The organism is Winogradskyella rapida, from assembly GCF_042675845.1.
GTDB lineage: Bacteria > Bacteroidota > Bacteroidia > Flavobacteriales > Flavobacteriaceae > Winogradskyella > Winogradskyella rapida.
In genome coordinates, this window is record NZ_JBHTKM010000063.1 from 1,954,271 (window position 1) to 1,972,134 (window position 17,864).

The 17,864-nt window shown below is 36.6% G+C and carries 13 protein-coding genes; 12 read left to right on the forward strand and 1 reads right to left on the reverse strand.

Annotation, left to right across the window (positions count from 1 at the left end; translation table 11 throughout):
• Nucleotides 1-198 precede the first annotated feature (198 nt).
• The 9 genes from ACFQ13_RS15735 to ACFQ13_RS15775 all read left to right on the forward strand — a co-directional run bounded on the left by ACFQ13_RS15735 (nt 199) and on the right by ACFQ13_RS15775 (nt 12,643).
• The gene (locus tag ACFQ13_RS15735) at nt 199-1,761 is read left to right on the forward strand and encodes a protein adenylyltransferase SelO (protein ID WP_386119032.1); all 1,563 of its coding nucleotides are present in this window, start codon (nt 199-201) and stop codon (nt 1,759-1,761) included.
• Between the two features lie 24 nt (nt 1,762-1,785).
• Nucleotides 1,786-2,511 carry a flavodoxin family protein gene (locus ACFQ13_RS15740; protein ID WP_386119034.1) on the forward strand — a complete coding sequence of 242 codons (726 nt, stop codon included), beginning with the start codon at nt 1,786-1,788 and terminating at the stop codon, nt 2,509-2,511.
• A 63-nt stretch (nt 2,512-2,574) separates the two neighbouring features.
• The gene (locus ACFQ13_RS15745) at nt 2,575-2,856 is read left to right on the forward strand and encodes a DUF427 domain-containing protein (RefSeq protein ID WP_386119035.1); all 282 of its coding nucleotides are present in this window, start codon (nt 2,575-2,577) and stop codon (nt 2,854-2,856) included.
• Nucleotides 2,857-2,865: 9 nt separating this feature from the next.
• A complete protein-coding gene (locus tag ACFQ13_RS15750) occupies nt 2,866-4,083 on the forward strand; it encodes a bifunctional alpha/beta hydrolase/OsmC family protein (RefSeq protein ID WP_386119037.1) in 1,218 nt (405 codons plus the stop codon).
• Between the two features lie 9 nt (nt 4,084-4,092).
• Nucleotides 4,093-5,259: an ergothioneine biosynthesis protein EgtB gene (gene egtB, locus ACFQ13_RS15755; protein WP_386119039.1), complete on the forward strand. Its 1,167-nt coding sequence runs from the start codon at nt 4,093-4,095 to the stop codon at nt 5,257-5,259.
• A gap of 48 nt (nt 5,260-5,307) precedes the next feature.
• The gene (locus ACFQ13_RS15760) at nt 5,308-6,249 is read left to right on the forward strand and encodes an L-histidine N(alpha)-methyltransferase (RefSeq protein ID WP_114308448.1); all 942 of its coding nucleotides are present in this window, start codon (nt 5,308-5,310) and stop codon (nt 6,247-6,249) included.
• Between the two features lie 71 nt (nt 6,250-6,320).
• Nucleotides 6,321-10,025, forward strand: a complete 3,705-nt coding sequence (locus tag ACFQ13_RS15765; protein ID WP_386119042.1) for a metallophosphoesterase — start codon at nt 6,321-6,323, stop codon at nt 10,023-10,025.
• A gap of 9 nt (nt 10,026-10,034) precedes the next feature.
• The gene (locus tag ACFQ13_RS15770; RefSeq protein WP_386119044.1) at nt 10,035-11,372 is read left to right on the forward strand and encodes a DUF2254 domain-containing protein; all 1,338 of its coding nucleotides are present in this window, start codon (nt 10,035-10,037) and stop codon (nt 11,370-11,372) included.
• A 53-nt stretch (nt 11,373-11,425) separates the two neighbouring features.
• Entirely contained in the window at nt 11,426-12,643 is a 1,218-nt protein-coding gene (locus ACFQ13_RS15775; RefSeq protein ID WP_386119047.1) for a BaiN/RdsA family NAD(P)/FAD-dependent oxidoreductase, read from the forward strand.
• Here the strand turns inward: ACFQ13_RS15775 and ACFQ13_RS15780 are convergent.
• A complete protein-coding gene (locus ACFQ13_RS15780) occupies nt 12,610-14,898 on the reverse strand; it encodes a response regulator (protein WP_386119050.1) in 2,289 nt (762 codons plus the stop codon). The genes ACFQ13_RS15775 and ACFQ13_RS15780 overlap by 34 nt on opposite strands.
• Before the next feature lie 263 nt (nt 14,899-15,161).
• Between ACFQ13_RS15780 and ACFQ13_RS15785 the strand changes: the two genes are divergently transcribed.
• From ACFQ13_RS15785 to ACFQ13_RS15795, 3 genes are read left to right on the forward strand one after another with little or no spacing between them, the layout of a single operon-like run.
• Nucleotides 15,162-15,716: a DUF1697 domain-containing protein gene (locus ACFQ13_RS15785; protein ID WP_386119052.1), complete on the forward strand. Its 555-nt coding sequence runs from the start codon at nt 15,162-15,164 to the stop codon at nt 15,714-15,716.
• Between the two features lie 7 nt (nt 15,717-15,723).
• On the forward strand, nt 15,724-16,815 hold the full coding sequence (locus tag ACFQ13_RS15790; protein WP_386119055.1) for a diphosphomevalonate/mevalonate 3,5-bisphosphate decarboxylase family protein: 1,092 nt from the start codon (nt 15,724-15,726) through the stop codon (nt 16,813-16,815).
• A gap of 40 nt (nt 16,816-16,855) precedes the next feature.
• A complete protein-coding gene (locus tag ACFQ13_RS15795; protein WP_114308455.1) occupies nt 16,856-17,785 on the forward strand; it encodes a mevalonate kinase family protein in 930 nt (309 codons plus the stop codon).
• Nucleotides 17,786-17,864: the final 79 nt, after the last annotated feature.

Here is a 17,864-nt window from a genome sequence, read left to right on the forward strand (position 1 = left end):
GTGCTTTAGGTTTTAGTAATCAGGTGAATTTACAAAAAAGTTCTAAGACTTAATAAGATGTTTCTCAAATGAGTTACAATCAAATTGTATTTTTATAAAAAAATAACTTTTGAAATGTTCTGAGTTAATAGTCGACTGATATGTGGTAACATTTCATTTTTTAATATCAGAAATTTACACTGCGCAACAATTCCCTATATGAAATTAAATATACAAGATACTTTTAATTGTGAATTACCTTCCGATCCAAAACGCGAAAATTCTAGACGTCAGGTTCATGAAGCAACACATTCATACGTCAAACCAAAAGTACCTTCGCAACCTGAATTACACCATGTTTCTAAGGCCATGGCCGAAGCACTTGGGTTAACCGATGAAGATCTTAAGTCCGATGAATTTTTAAAAGTATTTTCAGGAGCAACAATCTATCCGGGAACCGAACCTTATGCCATGGCGTATGCCGGACACCAATTTGGAAATTGGGCGGGGCAATTAGGCGATGGGCGTGCTATCAATTTATTTGAAGTTGTGCACCAAGATCAGCGCTGGGCCGTGCAACTTAAAGGTGCCGGAGAAACACCATACTCACGCCAAGGTGATGGTTATGCCGTTTTAAGATCTAGCATTCGCGAATACCTTTGTAGTGAAGCTATGCATTATTTAGGTGTGCCCACAACACGAGCCTTAAGTTTAATGACTTCTGGCGATGATGTGCTTAGAGATATGCTTTATAATGGCAATGCCGATTATGAAAAAGGTGCAATCGTTTGTAGACTGGCCCCAAGCTTTATAAGATTTGGAAATTTTGAATTATTCGCCGCCAGAAACGATATTAAAAATCTAAAAAAACTAACAGATTATACCATTAGCCATTTTTATCCTGAATTAGGGCCACCAAGTAAAACGAGCTATATTGAGTTCTTTAGGACGGTGACCCAAAAAACTTTAGATCTTATTATTCATTGGCAACGCGTAGGATTTGTACATGGCGTAATGAATACGGATAATATGTCTATCTTAGGCCTAACCATAGATTACGGTCCTTATGGTTGGTTAGAGGATTTTGATTTTGGTTGGACACCAAACACAACAGACAATCAAAATAAACGCTATCGTTATGGCAATCAGCCTAATATGGGACTTTGGAATTTACTGCAACTCGCCAATGCTTTGTATCCTCTAATTGAGGATGCCGCACCTATAGAAGCCATTTTAAAGCAATATCAAGTTGATTTTGAAACGAAATCCTTGCAAATGATGCGCTCTAAATTAGGCATCCAAAAGGCCTCACAAGAGGACGCGCAACTTATGACGCAATTGGAAGATTGCCTTTTGTTGTCTGAAACCGATATGACTTTATTTTTTAGGTTGTTGTCGCAATACAAAAAAGGAACTCCAGAACAAGGGGTATCCTTAATTAAAGACGCCTTCTACCATCCTAATGAAATACAAGGAGAACGCTTACAGCAATGGGAGACTTGGTTCAAGGCTTATGATTCAAAATTACAAAACGAGACGCTAACTGATTTAGAACGACAAACCAAAATGAATGCCGTTAACCCCAAATATGTATTACGTAATTATATGGCTCAATTAGCTATAGATAAAGCGGACGGTGGCGATTTTAGCTTGGTAGAGGAGCTGTTTCAGGTGTTAAAGTCACCTTACGAGGAGCAACCACAATATGAGCAATGGTTTGCCAAACGCCCAGATTGGGCGAGACATAAGGTAGGCTGTTCTATGTTGTCTTGTAGCTCTTAATAGTAACAATTAAAAAATTAAACGATGGATTTCTCAAAGCTTAAAGTACTGTATATTAATTGCACCTTAAAGAAGGGCCCCGCAAAAAGCCACACTGAAACACTTATGCAAGTTTCTCAGAATATTCTTAAAAAAGAGAAGGTAGCCTTTGAGACCATTCGTTTAATAGATCATAATGTGGCGTCCGGGGTTTACCCTGATATGACCGATCATGGTTGGGAACAGGATGACTGGCCAAAAATTTACGAGAAAGTAAAAGAAGCTCATGTTTTAATTATTGGAACTCCAATATGGTTGGGAGAGAAATCTTCTGAAGCTCAAAAATTAATAGAACGGCTTTATGCGATGAGCGGAGAGACCAATGAGAAAGGTCAATATGTGTATTACGGTAAAGTAGGAGGCTGCATGATCACCGGAAATGAAGATGGTGTAAAACACTGTGCAATGGGAATTCTGTATGCGCTGCAACACGTGGGGTATTCTATACCACCTCAGGCTGATGCGGGTTGGATTGGAGAAGTTGGACCAGGGCCGAGTTATGGAGATAAGAAATGGAAGGACAAGGAAATTAATCCACCAGTAGGTTTCGATTCCGAGTTTACCAATAGAAATACCACATTTATGACCTATAATCTGCTGCATCTGGCAAAACTGTTAGATGAAAACAAAGGTTATAGTAATTATGGAAACTCCCGAGAGGCCTGGGATAGCGGTACGCATTGGTCTTTTGAGAACCCCGAATATAGATAAAATTTTAGGTGGAGGCACTAATTGCGTTTCCATACCTCTTGTAATCATTTAAAAATAAACGCCATGAAAGCCATTTGGAATTCAAAAGTTATAGCCGAAAGTAATGAAACCATTGTTATAGAAAACAATCATTATTTCCCGCACGAGAGTCTTAATAAAGCTTTTTTTAAGCCTAGTGACACTAAATCTGTTTGTCCCTGGAAAGGAACGGCGTCTTATTATACCGTAGACGTTGAAGGCAAAGAAAATAAAGATGCCGCCTGGTTTTATCCAGAAGTATCAGAATTAGCAAAAGGAATTAAAAATTATGTGGCGTTTTGGAAAGGCGTTCAAATTGAAGATTAAACAGAGGATATGAAAAGTACAAAACTCAAAATACAAAATAGAAAAGGACTCACCTTAAATGCGCATTTAGAAGTCCCAGCCAATCAGAAACCGAATTACTACGCCATATTTGCGCATTGTTTTACTTGCAGTAGTAGTTTAAAAGCCGTTAGAAATGTAAGTCGTGCATTAACCCAAAATGGCTTTGCCGTTTTACGTTTTGATTTTACAGGATTAGGACGAAGTGAAGGTGAATTTGCAGACAGTCACTTTTCTGCCAATGTGGAAGATTTGTTAGACGTGCATGCTTATATGGCGAAGCATTACCAAGCTCCGGGCTTACTTGTGGGACATTCTTTAGGTGGGGCCGCAGTTTTAGTTGCAGCTTCAAAATTAGAAAGTGTGCAAGCCGTAGCAACAGTAGGTGCCCCAGCAACGGTACAGCATGTTAAGAATTTATTTTCTCATCAAGTAGAACAGACCGACGAAAAAGGTCCGGTAGAAGTTTCTATTGGAGGACGCCCTTTTGTAATTAATCAGGAGTTTGTAGCGGAATTCGATAAAACAAATCTGCCATCCTTAGTAGAGAAATTGCGTAAGCCTTTATTAATTATGCATGCGCCCTTTGATAAAGTGGTGGGGATTGAAAATGCCGAAACCTTATATAAAACTGCTCATCATCCTAAGAGTTTTATCACTTTAGATCAAGCTGATCATTTGCTTACGCAAGATGGCGATAGTCAGTATGTTGGGGAAATGATAGGAACTTGGGCAAAGCGTTATTTTCCTAAGGTTGAAAATGTAATGCTGAATCCCGAAGGCGAACAACTTGTTGGGCATTTAAATATTGCTGAAGATAATTTCACCACTTCTATTCAAACCAAGAATCACACGCTTATTGCCGATGAACCGGTCAGTGTTGGCGGAAGTGATTTCGGACCCTCGCCCTACGAGTATCTCAATGCGGCACTCGCAGCTTGTACGGTTATGACCTTAAAGATGTATGCTGAACGAAAACAATGGGACTTAAAAGAAGTTTATGTGTATATCTCACATTCTAGAAAACATAGTGCCGACTTAAATCTAGTTTTAGAACAACCGAAGTATCTCGATCATATCAGTAAGAAGTTAAAATTTATTGGCGATATTAGTGAAGAGCAAGCCCAACGCTTAAAGGAAATAGCCTCGCGTTGTCCAGTACATAAAACGATTGCCAGCGAAGTTATTTTTGAAACAGAAATCTTATAAATCAAACACGTGCAAGCTAAGACCATTCCTTCCATAACACCAGAACGATTTTTAGAAATCAGAAGTAAAACCGAACAGATTTGTAGCTCATTAGAGCCCGAAGATGTTGCCTTACAACCTGCCGATTTTGTATCGCCACCCAAATGGCATTTGGCGCATACCACTTGGTTTTTTGAACAATTTGTACTTTCTGAATTTGATGAAAACTATAAAGTTTTTAATCCGGATTATGCCTACTATTTTAATAGCTATTACAATACGGTGGGAGACCGCGTATTAAGAGCAGAACGTGGGTTAATGACTCGGCCAACTTTAAAATCGGTCTTAGATTACAGAGCTTATGTCAATGCACATATGGCCTCTTTTATTCAAAAAGGCTTGGCGTCAGATCTGGAAGATATTATAGAAATTGGTTTGCAACACGAGCAGCAACACCAAGAGTTATTAATTTACGATATTAAATACATCTTTGGAAATCAACCCACTTTCCCAACGCTTCATCATACGGTGCCATTAACGGCAGAGCCTCAAACACAAGATTTTATTCCAGTTGAAGAAGGTTTGTATACCATAGGGCATCAAAATGAAGGCTTTTGTTTTGACAATGAATTAGGCCAGCACAAAGTCTTTCTTCATGCTTATAACATTTCAAACCGTTTGGTGACCAATGCAGAATATATAGAGTTTATAGAAGCAGGAGGTTACGAAGATTTTAACCTTTGGCATGCTGAGGGATGGGATTATATTCAAAATGAAAAAATAAAAGCACCGCTATATTGGCATAAAGTTAATGGAGCATGGATGCAGTATACCCTTGGCGGTTTTACTGCGGTAGATGGTCATTTGCCCGTTGTCCACGTGTCGCTTTACGAAGCTTTTGCCTATGCGCAATGGAAAGGTTGTAGACTGCCTACCGAGTTTGAATGGGAAGTAGCTTCAAGTCAATTTAACTATGGTCAACTTTGGGAGTGGACCAATAGTGCTTACTTGCCATATCCACATTATAAAAAAGTACCCGGCGCTTTAGGCGAGTATAATGGTAAATTTATGGTGAATCAAATGGTGTTACGCGGAGCTTCCGTAGCAACCGCCAAAAATCATAGCCGAGCCACCTATCGCAATTTTTTTCAAGCACACTTACGATGGCAATTTTCAGGAATTAGACTCACTAAATAAATAGACCAACACAACAATAAACAACGCTTCACTAATTTTTACACCTTTATGACCAACACATTTGCACAAGATATTCTCGAGGGCTTATCGGCGACAGAGAAACATTTGCCATCTAAATATTTTTATGATGATAATGGCAGCCGCATATTTCAGGATATTATGAACATGCCCGAATATTATTTAACGAATTCAGAATTCGAAATTTTATCCATGCAATGTCAGCAAATTGTTCAAGCTTTAGAGTTTTCAGAACCTTTTAATATTTTAGAGTTAGGTGCTGGTGATGGGTTTAAAACCTTTAAACTTTTGGAATACTTGGTAGCGCAAAATATCGATTTTAATTATGTGCCTATAGACATTTCTCAAGAAGCCATGGATATCCTAGAAAAACGCTTAAAAGAGCGTTTGCCTGGGCTTAATATAAAACCTCAAGTTGGGGATTATTTCAAGATCCTAAAAGAAAATAAGCAAAGCGAATTTCCAAGTTTATTATTGTTTTTAGGGAGTAATATTGGTAATTATTTAGAGCCAAAAGCCGAAGAGTTATTAGAGCTCTTCAACAAAAACATGAAAAAAGGAGATAAGCTCCTCATCGGTTTCGACTTAAAGAAAAACCCAATTACCATTCAACAAGCTTATTTTGATCCGCATGGCATTACCAAACGTTTTAATTTAAATCTATTATTGCGGATTAACAGAGAACTAGAAGCCGATTTTAAAATTGATGATTTCGATTTCTTTGCCCATTACAACCCAATAACCGGAGATGTAAAAAGTTATATTATTAGTCTTAGGGCCCAAACCGTACAACTTAAAGCTATTAATAAATCAATTACCTTTGATTATAATGAATTAATCTGGACCGAATTATCCAAAAAATACGCGTTAAACGAGATTGAAGCTTTAGCGCATAAAACAGCCTTTAAAGTGAATGCTAATTTTTTAGATTGCAAACACTACTTTACCGATAGTCTTTGGGAAAAAGGATAAAGATTAATTTTATAAGGATAAGAGTTAATACTTTCATTTTTAAACATCTTATTTTGTATTTTATTAAACCTATGAGAAAACACTATCTACCTTTAGCACTATTTACCTTATCGCTTTTTACAGCGTGTGCCACCTTTGAAGCCCAGTTTTTAAACGATTCTTTAAAAGAAAATAAAGCACCCGAAAAAGAAGTAGAAAGACGCTTCTATCTCATAGGCGATGCCGGAAAGGTAGATGAAGGCGAAATGTCTAAAGGCCTTAAAGGGTTTAAATCCTATGTAGCAGGAAAAGAAACTAAGGACGATGTGGTGTTGTTTTTAGGCGATAATATTTATCCTGTTGGGCTGCCGGAAGAAGGAGATGCCGATAGAGCTGAAGCTGAAAAAGCTTTAGATGTTCAGGTGGAGGCTGTAAAAGATTTTAAAGGCGATGTGTTATTTATCCCAGGAAATCACGATTGGTATTCTAATGGCCTAAAGGGTTTAAAACGTCAAGAAAAATATATTGAAGATGCATTAGGGAAAAACACCTTTCAACCTGAAAGTGGCTGTCCACTTGAAGATATTGATATAGGAGATCATATCAAGCTAATTATTATAGACACTCAATGGTATTTAGAAAATTGGAATAAGAATCCCACGATTAACGATAAATGCGAAATAAAAACGAGAGAACGTTTTTTTGAAGAGCTTGAAGGTGAAATAAAAAAAGCTCAAAATAGAACAACGGTGATTGCCATGCACCACCCCATGTATACCAATGGCGTTCATGGAGGCTATTATGGGGCAGAGAAACACCTTTATCCTACACAAAGTAAAGTGCCACTTCCTGGCTTAGCAACGTTAATTACACAAGTAAGAACACAAGGAGGGGTGTCCATTCAAGACCGCTATAATGAGCGTTATAATGAATTAATGAAGCGTATAGAAACCTTAACTTTTGATAAGGATAATATTGTTTTTGTTTCGGGACACGAGCATACTTTACAGTATCTAGAAAATGAAAATATCAAACAAATTGTATCAGGGTCGGGCTCAAAAAATGGGGCGGCAGCTTTAGGGACTCATGGTTTATTTAGTTATGGAGGTCAGGGTTTTGCGGAGTTGATTGTGTATAAAGATGGAAGCTCTTGGGTGAAATTTTTCACGGTTGAAAATGACGAGCCAACGCTTGTTTTTGAGCATGAAGTTATAGGCTTAAAACCTTCTTACGACATTTCAAAACTACCCGATACTTTTCCTAATGAAGTGACTGTATCGGTGTATAGTAAAGAGGAAACTGAGAAATCTGGTTTTTTTGAATCTGTTTGGGGTGATCATTATAGAGATGTGTATAGCACTAAAATAAGAGCGAAAGTGGCCACTTTAGATACGCTATATGGCGGCTTAGAAATTGTACGAAAAGGGGGAGGGCACCAAACGCGCTCCATGCGATTAAAAACTAAAGATGGTCGCGAATTAAATATGAGAGCGCTACGAAAAAGTGCGACGCAATATTTGCAAACTGTATTATTCAAAGAAACTTATATTCAAGATGAATTTGAACGCACTCAGGTAGAAGATCTCGTTTTAGATTTTTATACGGCAGCGCATCCTTATGCCTTTTCTGTTGTTCCAGATTTATCTGATGCGGCTGAGGTCTATCATACCAACCCTAGACTTTTCTTTATTCCTAAACATAAATATTTAGGGGATTACAACGAAGAGTATGGTGGCGAACTTTATATGATTGAAGAACGTCCTGAAGAAAATTATACCCACGAGCGTAATTTTGGCTATGCGGATGATATTGAAAGTACCCACGATATTATTGAAAAAGTTAGAGAAGACGAGGAGTATAAAATTGATGAGGTGGCATTTATACGTGCCCGTTTATTCGATATGCTCATTGGAGATTGGGACCGCCACCAAGATCAATGGCGTTGGGCGCAATTCGATCAGCCTAACGGCGATAAACTTTATAGGCCTATTCCTAGAGATCGCGATCAAGTCTTTTCAAATTTTGACGGTGCTTTATTAGATGTGATGCGTACTATAGCAGGCTCAGCAAAGCAACTTCAAATTTATGATGATAAGTTAGAGAATATTAAATGGATGAATAACGCGGGGATCAAACTAGACCGTACGCTTATTCAACAATCGGGTATAGAAACATGGGTAGAGCAAGCGCAGTTTCTTCAAGATCATATTACAGATGCGGTTATTGAAAAGGCCTTTAAAAAAGTGCCTGAAGAAGTTCAGGATAAAACTTTAGAGGAAATCAAACAGAATTTAATCGGAAGACGCGGTAATCTGGTGGATATTGCCACACGTTATCATAATTATTTAAATGAATTAGTCATTCTAACAGGGACGGATAAAGATGATTATATAGAAGTGATCCGCCAAGGTAAAAAGGAAACCCGTGTCGTAATTTCTAGAATTAAAGGTGGGGAAAAAGAAGATACTATTGTGGATCGGATTTTTAATAAAGACATTACGAAAGAGCTTTGGGTTTATGGTTTAGATGATAAAGATGTCTTTGAAGTAAGCGGAAAAGGAAGCCGAAAAATATTTACACGTTTAATAGGAGGTCAAGAAAACGACACTTATAAAATAAAGTCGGGCCAACGTATTAAGGTCTACGATCACGAAAGCAAAAAGAATACCATTGAAGAAAATAAAGGTGCTGTAGTGCGTTTAACGGATGTTTATAAGTTGAATTTATTCGATTTTAATAAGAATATCCTTTATCAAAGTGTATTGACCCCGGCGGTTAATTATAACCCTGATGATGGGGTGTCTTTAGGACTATCTTATGTTTTAACCAAAAACGGATTTCAGCGTAATCCTTTTTCAAGTCAACACCGTTTTAAAGGGGGTTACTTTTTTGCAACCGAAGGCTTCTCTTTAAATTATGATGGTGAGTTTTCAAATATTATGAATGATTGGAATCTTCAGGTAGGAGGCCAATTTACTTCAGAAAATTACACCAATAACTTTTTTGGGTATGGAAATGAAACCGTGAATAATGATGACGACTTAGACCTGGATTATAACCGTGTAAAAACCAGTATTATTGAAGGCCATGTTGGGATTTCTAAAAAAGGAAATTTTGGTAGCGATTACGGTATTCAAGCTGTTTTTGAAGCTATAGAATTAGAGGCCACAGCGAACCGATTTATTACGGATTTTGTACCGGAGTCTTCAGAAGAATTCTACGAACGACAATATTTTACAGGTATTGAAGGGCAATTTAATTACAAGAGTTATGATACGCCTTTAAATCCAACACGGGGGATGGAATTCTTTATTCACGCTGGTGGGAAATCGAATATCGATGACTTTGATCAAACCTATGGTTATATCAATGCGAACCTTGGGTTTTATAATGCCATCTCTAAGAACAGAAAATTAGTCTTAAAAACAGATGTTAGAAGTCAGTTTAGAATTGGTGATGATATGATGTTTTACCAAGCCGCAAATATTGGTGGACACTCCGGCTTACGTGGTTACAGAACGGAACGTTTTACCGGAATGAAGTCTTTAGTGAGTAGTGCTGATCTGCGATATAGTTTTAATTCGTTTAAGACTAAAGTGCTGCCTTTGCAAATTGGCGTTTTTGGCGGGTTCGATGTTGGTAGAGTATGGTTAAGAGATGATACCTCTAAAAAATGGCATAACGATTATGGTGGTGGATTTTGGGTCACCGCAGCAGAGTCGCTTTCCGGAACCTTTAATTTATTTAATGGTGAAGATGGGCTTCGGTTTTCGTTTGGCTTAGGTCTTAACTTTTAATCTTATATATTGAAAAGCTACCTCTATAAAATATGGAATTCTCTAGAAAAACTAGAAAGTAATATTGCTTTTTACCCTTCTATAATCAGTGCCTTAGGCTTAATGTTTGCCTTTGTTATGATTTATTTAGAAAGTCGTGGAGTCTCCAAATATTTAGTAGAGCACGCCCCCATTTTAGTTGTTAATAATACGGAAACGGCAAGAAGTTTATTAACCACATTTATTGCGGGTTTAATTTCTATCATGGTATTTAGTTTTTCCATGGTGATGATTTTACTTAACCAGGCGTCAAGTAATTTCTCACCAAGGGTATTACCCGGGTTAATATCTAATAGACGGCATCAGACCATACTAGGGATTTATAATGCCACCTTACTATACTGCATTTTTATTTTAGTTTCTATCGCGCCACATGGCGAGTCTTATCAAGTGCCAGGGTTCTCCGTATTGCTATCCATCATTTTTATGACCCTTAGTTTAGGAGCGTTTATTTATTTTATCCATTCCATTTCTCAAGAAATTCAGGTTAATACCATGATGGATAAGATTTTTAGAGCCTCTAAACGACGCTTAGAACATCTTATAGATTCAGAAAAACATATTGATGTAGACTTTGAAGAAACTTCAGATTGGAAAGCTATTTCCGCGGTAAGTACAGGGTATATGCAAGATGTGAATTTAAAGAGTTTAATGACCTTAGCAGAAGAGCATCAACTGAAAATTGCCATTGTGCCCGTTAAAGGCGCTTATATCTTAAAAGGTTTACCGGTTTTAAAGTATAAAGGAAAGGTTGATAAGGATAAAGACGACGATTTAGATTTAGAAAAACGATTGGTAGAAGCCATTACCTTTTCTAATAACGAGCTTATTGAAGATAACTATATTTTAGCCTTTAAGCAAATTACCGAAATTGCTTTAAAAGCCATGTCACCAGGAATTAATGACCCCGGAACCTGTATAAATGCTATAGATTATTTAACGGAATTGTTTGCCTTACGCTTGCAAAAAAAAGACCGTAGCTATTATTACAATTCGGATGATGAAGCGCTTATTCATATTCAAACCGTAAGTTTTGAAGACTTACTCTATAATGTTATGGCAGCCATGAGAACCTATTGTAAGCACGATATCATTGTGGTTCAGAAATTGTTTGTGATGTTTCAATACCTCTTGCAAACCGAAAGTGTTTTAAACACGGGGTACAAAGAATGTATTATTAAAGAAGTGATTCATCTTAGAAATGACGCTTTAAATAATCACCAAAATGATAGAGATATTGAAGTGATTAAATCCTATATTGCGAAGCTTAAAAATGTAACGCCTTCAGAATATTCCTTTGATATTTAATAGGGCTTGTTTACATTTTATAGGTGGAATTCTTAATTTGTAAATCACAGTCTATGTCTAATGTCAAGGATGTTATAATAATTGGTGGAGGAGCTGCAGGTTTTTTTGCGGCGATTAATATTGCTGAAAAGCATCCTGAACTATCCGTCGCTATTTTAGAACGCGGGAAAGAAGGATTACAGAAAGTGAAAATCTCTGGTGGTGGACGCTGTAATGTTACCCATGCCGAATTTATACCGTCGGAATTGGTACACAATTACCCTAGAGGTGAAAAAGAACTTTTGGGCCCTTTCCATAAGTTTATGACAGGAGATACGATTGCTTGGTTTGAAGAGCGTGGTGTGGCCTTGAAAATTGAAGATGACGGTCGCATGTTTCCGGCGTCAAACTCTTCACAAACTATTATTGATTGCTTCCTCTATGAAGCTAAAAAGCATAAGGTAGAAATTTTATATAACCACGCTGTAAAAACTATAAAGGCCTTAGATCAGGGTTTTACCATTGAAACGTCTCAAGGTGCATTTGAAACGGGTAAAGTGGTATTGGCCACAGGAAGTAATCCTAAAGTGTGGAAACTTTTAGAAAATTTAGGACATACCATCGTGAAGCCTGTACCTTCCTTATTCACCTTTGATATTAAAGACAAACGGATTAAAGATATTCCTGGAGTGGTGGCAAAAGATGTGCAAGTAAAAGTCTTAGGCACTACACTAGAGTCGGAAGGGCCTTTGTTAATTACACATGTTGGTATGAGTGCTCCGGCCATTTTAAAACTCTCCGCTTTTGGTGCTGTAGAACTGGCACAAATGAATTATAACTTCAGCATTGAAATAAATTTTATCGGGCTAGATGCTCCAGCTTGCTTAGAACAGTTAAAAGACTGTAAACAGGAAGAAGCAAAGAAAAATGTGGTGAATTTAGCACTGTTTAATCTGCCTAAACGCCTTTGGAAACAATTAGTATTAGCAGCTCATATTGACGAGAATGAGCGTTGGGCTAATTTAAATAAAGCGCAATTAGAAGCTTTAGCAAATCAATTAACTTCAGCTGTTTTTAAAGTTACTGGAAAAAGTACCTTTAAAGACGAGTTTGTGACGGCTGGGGGTATTGATTTAAAAGAAGTGAATTTTAAAACTTTTGAAAGTCGTCGTATTCCTAATCTTTATTTTGCGGGTGAAGTCCTCAATATTGATGCTGTAACCGGAGGATTTAATTTTCAGAATGCTTGGACTAGTGCTTATATTGCTTCAGAATCTATAGTCTTACGATAAATACTGTTGGTTTGACTGTAGGTGGTAATTACCGTTTTAAAGTCTTCAAAAATATAAGGTTTCGTAATAATATGGTTGATGCCTGCTGCTTCCGTTTTATGCGCAATTTCATTAGAATTTAAGGCCGTAAGCGCTAAAATAGGAATGCTTGTATTAAACATTCGTATATGCTTGGTCACTTCATAACCATCCATATCGGGCATGTTAATATCCATTAAAATCAAATCAAAATCCATACGTTTTACAATGGATATCGCTTCTTTTCCGTTGGAGACCGTTTCGCAGGTATAGCCCTCAATTTTTTCAATGTTCTTTTTGGTAATCAGAAGATTGATTTTATTATCGTCTACAACCAAAATACGCATGTCTTTACTAGGGGTTACAGTAGTAAGGACCTTTTTATTTTCGCTGGCCACGGTGATGAGGTCAAACGTAATTTCAAAGAAAAAGCAAGTTCCTTTATTAGGAGCCGATGTAAAATCTATTTCCGAGTTGTGACTCTCTAGTAAGGTCTTCACAATATGTAAGCCTAAACCAGAACCACTACTGTTTTTATTTAAGAAGGCTTTATTTTCAAAAGCACTAAACACAATAGGGCGGTGTTCTTCTTTTATCCCGATTCCTGTATCTTTTATTTCAAACTTTAGGGTAATTGTATCTTCTGTGCGCGCTTTTTCAAAAACATTTATAGCAATATGTCCTTTTTTAGTATAACGAATAGCGTTGTAAGCTAAGTTGATAAGAATTTGACTAAAAGCAACCTTGTCAATAAGAATTTGTTCCTCTTCAGGCGATTCATCGATATGAACTTTAAGCTCTAATCCCTTGTTTTTAGCAGCGACAGCCACAGTACTCATAACGTGCTGAACAATTTTGCTCATTTTCCCAGGCTTGAGTCGGAGACTTTTCTTATCAAACTTTAAACGGTTAGCCTGAAGAATATTATCAATTAAAATAGATAAATAGTTACTAGAGGATATTAAAGAATCTAAATACGACTGTTTCTTTTCTTTATCATTCTCTTGATCTATTAAAGTGGCTAGCCCACTAATTCCATAAATCGGGGTGCGGAGCTCGTGGCTTAAAATGGAGAAAAACTCCAAACGATCTTTATCAATGGCTACAAATTTTGAATTAGAGGCTTTTAGAGCCTTATTCATTTTTTCAATGTTCTTTTTAGCTTTAAAATAGAAGTAAAATGTGCCTAGAGTTATAATAAATAAAATACTAAAAACGATGGTGGTAATTAAAAAGGTCTTAGAATTTTTAGCATCTTTTCGCTGGGTTTCTTGCGCTAAATTTAACTTTTGTTCAGCATTGATAATTTTGTGTACCAATTCCCCATTTCTGGTAGACTCGTTTTCTATTTCAATAATAGCCTCGTACTTATAACTATCTGATTTTAGTAAATATTTAGTGGCAGAATCTAAGTCTTTTTGAGCAACAGTATAATAGAGATACTTATAATAGTTAAGGGTAGCAAGCCTTCTGTAAGAACTAATATCTGAATTTAAAATGGCCTTGAAATCCTCGTCATTAATGGCTAAGATGTCCTTGTAGTTTTTAGGATCTTTGTTATCTACCTTAATTTTAGCAATCGCATTAAAGTATTTAAACGATTGTACAAGCTTGGGTTTAAGATTTTCTTCGCGGTAACCTTTAGAACTGTTTAAGCTTGAAAAATCTTGACGCTGTAAAATTTTTACAGCTCTAGTCGTAGTGGCTAATAAACTGTCGTTACTATTGCTATAATAATAGCGCTTTATAAGGTTGTTGAGATTTATAAAATAGGTTTCGCTATTTAAGGATTTAGATAAGGATTTTGCAATGGGATATAAGCTGTCAAATTTAGAATAATTCTTACTCCCTGTATAGGCTTCAACTAATCCTGTTAAAGCCACGTCTTTTCCTTTATTATCTTGAAGGGAATCAAATATATGAAAGGCTTTACTGTAATACGTTTCTGCCTTTTTATAATTAGACATCTTATTTAAGACGGTTCCTAAAGCATTGTATGCTTGAGCTTCAGTTGTAATTAAATTGTTTTTCTTTGAAAAACTAATGGCGTCATTAACAAGCATGGTAGCGACGTAGAGGCTGTCTTTGCGTACGAGCCAGTCCAGTCTGTAGCTGTCAAATGAATTAGGTTTACTCTTATGATTTGTTGCTGGCGTTTCTTGCGCATTGACATTAAAAACGGTTAAAACAGAGAAAGCCAATAAAATTATAAAAGCGTTGGATTTAGGGAAAAACATGTAATTCAACGTTTAAGGCTGTAAAACTAACGTTTTCGTATGATATAAACACACTTTGTCGAATTAATTTGCATTTCAAAGATGTTAATTAACACTGAAACGGGTTTTTGACTCTGTTTTTGAGCTTTATTTGACTGTGATTTAGGGTGTTGTACTTGTTTTTAGCGGTTCTTCAAAAAAAACATATTTTTGAGATTTTTACAGCTTAAACTTTTAGGTTTCAAACCTATAAGGCAATTGGCGCTATAAACTTTAGTAAAACCATGGAGAACGAAGAAAAATCAGCTCAAAATTATATCGCTTTATTAAGAGGTATAAATGTGGGAGGGCACCGTAAAATAGCTATGGCTGAGCTGCGTAGCTTATTGTCTGAAGCCGGATTTACTAAGGTGAAAACTTATATTCAAACCGGGAATGTAGGCTTCCAAGCTAAAGCACAAGATAAGCTTGTTTTAAAAGCGCGTTTAGAAAAACTTATAAGGGAAGGTTTTGGATTAGACGTCCCTGTGGTGGTCTTAACACAGCAAGAGTTAAAGGCTATTTTTGACCAGAATCCTTATAAAGCGGAAGATCAAAAACAGAATTATTTTGTACTGCTCAGCGCTGTTCCGCGTGAGGAAGACGTCTTAGAAGCGTCAAAAAAAACCTATCCGCATGATGTCTATAGCATTCACGGGCCGTGTATTTATTTGTATTGTCCTCAGGGTTATGGGCAAACTAAATTCAATTTAAGTTATTTTGAAAAAAAACTTCATGTCAATGCAACCGGAAGAAACTATAATACCATAGTAAAACTATTATCTTTGTCCGATATTTAAAAGAGACATGACAGCAGAAGACTTTATTCTTAAATCTTATCACACGGATCTTCAAAACGGAACCGTGAAATGGGCTTCACCAAGTAATATTGCTTTAGTAAAATACTGGGGGAAGAAAGCAGATCAAATTCCAGAAAATCCATCCATAAGTTTTACACTTTCTAATTGTAAAACGTTAACTGAAATTAGTTTTACTAAAAAAGAAGATGACGGCTTTCAGTTTGATGTTTATTTTGAAGGGGAAAAAAATGAAGCCTTTAGACCTAAAATTCAAACCTTTTTTGAACGTATAGCGGTCTATATGCCGTTTTTAAAGGATTATCATTTTAAAATTGATACTTCAAATACGTTTCCACACAGTTCAGGTATTGCCTCCTCGGCTTCAGGAATGAGTGCTATTGCTTTGTGTTTAATGAGTATAGAAGCGCAGTTAAGTGAGGAGTCAAATGCCCTAAGCTCAGATTCGGCCTACTTTAAGCAAAAAGCGTCCTTTTTGGCACGTTTAGGTTCGGGTAGTGCTTGTAGAAGTATAGAAGGTGAGCTTGTTGTTTGGGGCGCTAATGAGAGTATTAAAGACAGTTCAGATTTATACGGCGTTAGATTTACGGAGTCGGTTCATCCTAATTTTAAAAATTACCAAGACACTATTTTATTGGTTGATAAAGGTGAAAAACAAGTGAGCAGCACAGTGGGGCATCAGTTAATGTATGGGCATCCCTTTGCACAAGAGCGTTTTAAACAAGCCCATGATAATTTGGCCAAGTTAAAAGCGGTGTTAGCGTCTGGAGATTTAGAAGCTTTTATCACTATTGTAGAGAGTGAGGCTTTAACGCTTCATGCCATGATGATGACCAGTTTACCCTATTTTATTTTAATGAAACCTAATACCTTAGAAATTATTAATAAAATTTGGGCCTATAGAGAAGCTCAGCATTCTAAGCTGTGTTTTACTTTAGATGCGGGGGCTAATGTACACCTGTTATATCCAGAGCAAGAAAAGGAAAATGTCTTAGAATTTATTAAGAATGAATTGGTTAGCTATTGTCAAAATGAACATTATATTTGCGACGAAATAGGCTTGGGTGCCAACCAAATCTAATTTTAATACGTATATTTGTTAAAGTAATTGCTTTAAATACATGAAGGGACCATTATTTTATTCTAAGATTCTTTTATTTGGTGAGTACGGAATTATCCGTGACTCCAAAGGCTTATCTATTCCTTATAATTTTTATAATGGTGCACTGAAACTGAGTGATAACCACACCGAGCAAGCTAAAGCCTCTAATGCCAGCCTAAAACGTTTTGCTACGTATTTAGAAGGTTTAGATAGTGATTTGGTGATCTTTAATACCAGTAAATTACACAGTGATCTCGAGGAAGGCATGTACTTTGATTCTTCTATACCTCAAGGGTATGGTGTAGGAAGTAGTGGTGCTTTAGTCGCAGCGATCTATGATAAATATGCAAGCGATAAGATTACGGTTTTAGAAAATCTTACCCGCGAAAAACTTTTAAAGTTAAAAGCGATTTTTTCGGCGATGGAATCTTTTTTTCATGGTAAATCTTCCGGTTTAGATCCTTTAAATAGTTATTTAAGTCTTCCTATTTTAATCAACTCTAAAGATAATATTGAAGCCACAGGTATTCCTTCGCAAAAAACAGAAGGTAAAGGCGCTGTGTTTTTAATAGACAGTGGTATTGTTGGGGAAACGGCACCAATGGTGAGTATTTTCATGGAAAACATGAAAAACGAAGGGTTCCGTAGCATGCTAAAAGATCAGTTTATCAAACATACGGATGCTTGTGTTGATGACTTTTTAAAAGGAGATGTAAAATCTTTATTTAAAAACACCAAACAATTGTCTAAAGTGGTTTTAAATAACTTTAAGCCAATGATTCCTAAGCAATTTCATGAGCTATGGAAAAAAGGTTTAGATACGAATGAGTACTACTTAAAACTTTGTGGTTCTGGTGGCGGTGGCTATATCTTAGGATTTACCGAAGATATTGATAAAGCTAGAAAAGCCCTTGTGGGTCAGAAATTAGAAGTTGTTTATAATTTCTAAGGTTTTAGTCTTACCTTAGTATTCAAATTTTGTTGCACTAAGCTAGCGTTTGGTGTAGGCAACTCAAAAGTATTTCAGA

What these genes read in the sequence shown, in the direction of transcription:
- ACFQ13_RS15745 (WP_386119035.1), top strand. Translation starts at nt 2,575, where the DNA reads ATGAAAGCCATTTGGAATTCAAAAGTTATAGCCGAAAGTAATGAAACC.
- ACFQ13_RS15790 (WP_386119055.1), top strand. Translation starts at nt 15,724, where the DNA reads ATGACAGCAGAAGACTTTATTCTTAAATCTTATCACACGGATCTTCAA.
- ACFQ13_RS15750 (WP_386119037.1), top strand. Translation starts at nt 2,866, where the DNA reads ATGAAAAGTACAAAACTCAAAATACAAAATAGAAAAGGACTCACCTTA.
- ACFQ13_RS15760 (WP_114308448.1), top strand. Translation starts at nt 5,308, where the DNA reads ATGACCAACACATTTGCACAAGATATTCTCGAGGGCTTATCGGCGACA.
- ACFQ13_RS15735 (WP_386119032.1), top strand. Translation starts at nt 199, where the DNA reads ATGAAATTAAATATACAAGATACTTTTAATTGTGAATTACCTTCCGAT.
- ACFQ13_RS15740 (WP_386119034.1), top strand. Translation starts at nt 1,786, where the DNA reads ATGGATTTCTCAAAGCTTAAAGTACTGTATATTAATTGCACCTTAAAG.
- ACFQ13_RS15775 (WP_386119047.1), top strand. Translation starts at nt 11,426, where the DNA reads ATGTCTAATGTCAAGGATGTTATAATAATTGGTGGAGGAGCTGCAGGT.
- ACFQ13_RS15785 (WP_386119052.1), top strand. Translation starts at nt 15,162, where the DNA reads ATGGAGAACGAAGAAAAATCAGCTCAAAATTATATCGCTTTATTAAGA.
- ACFQ13_RS15795 (WP_114308455.1), top strand. Translation starts at nt 16,856, where the DNA reads ATGAAGGGACCATTATTTTATTCTAAGATTCTTTTATTTGGTGAGTAC.
- ACFQ13_RS15780 (WP_386119050.1), bottom strand. Translation starts at nt 14,898, where the DNA reads ATGTTTTTCCCTAAATCCAACGCTTTTATAATTTTATTGGCTTTCTCT.
- ACFQ13_RS15765 (WP_386119042.1), top strand. Translation starts at nt 6,321, where the DNA reads ATGAGAAAACACTATCTACCTTTAGCACTATTTACCTTATCGCTTTTT.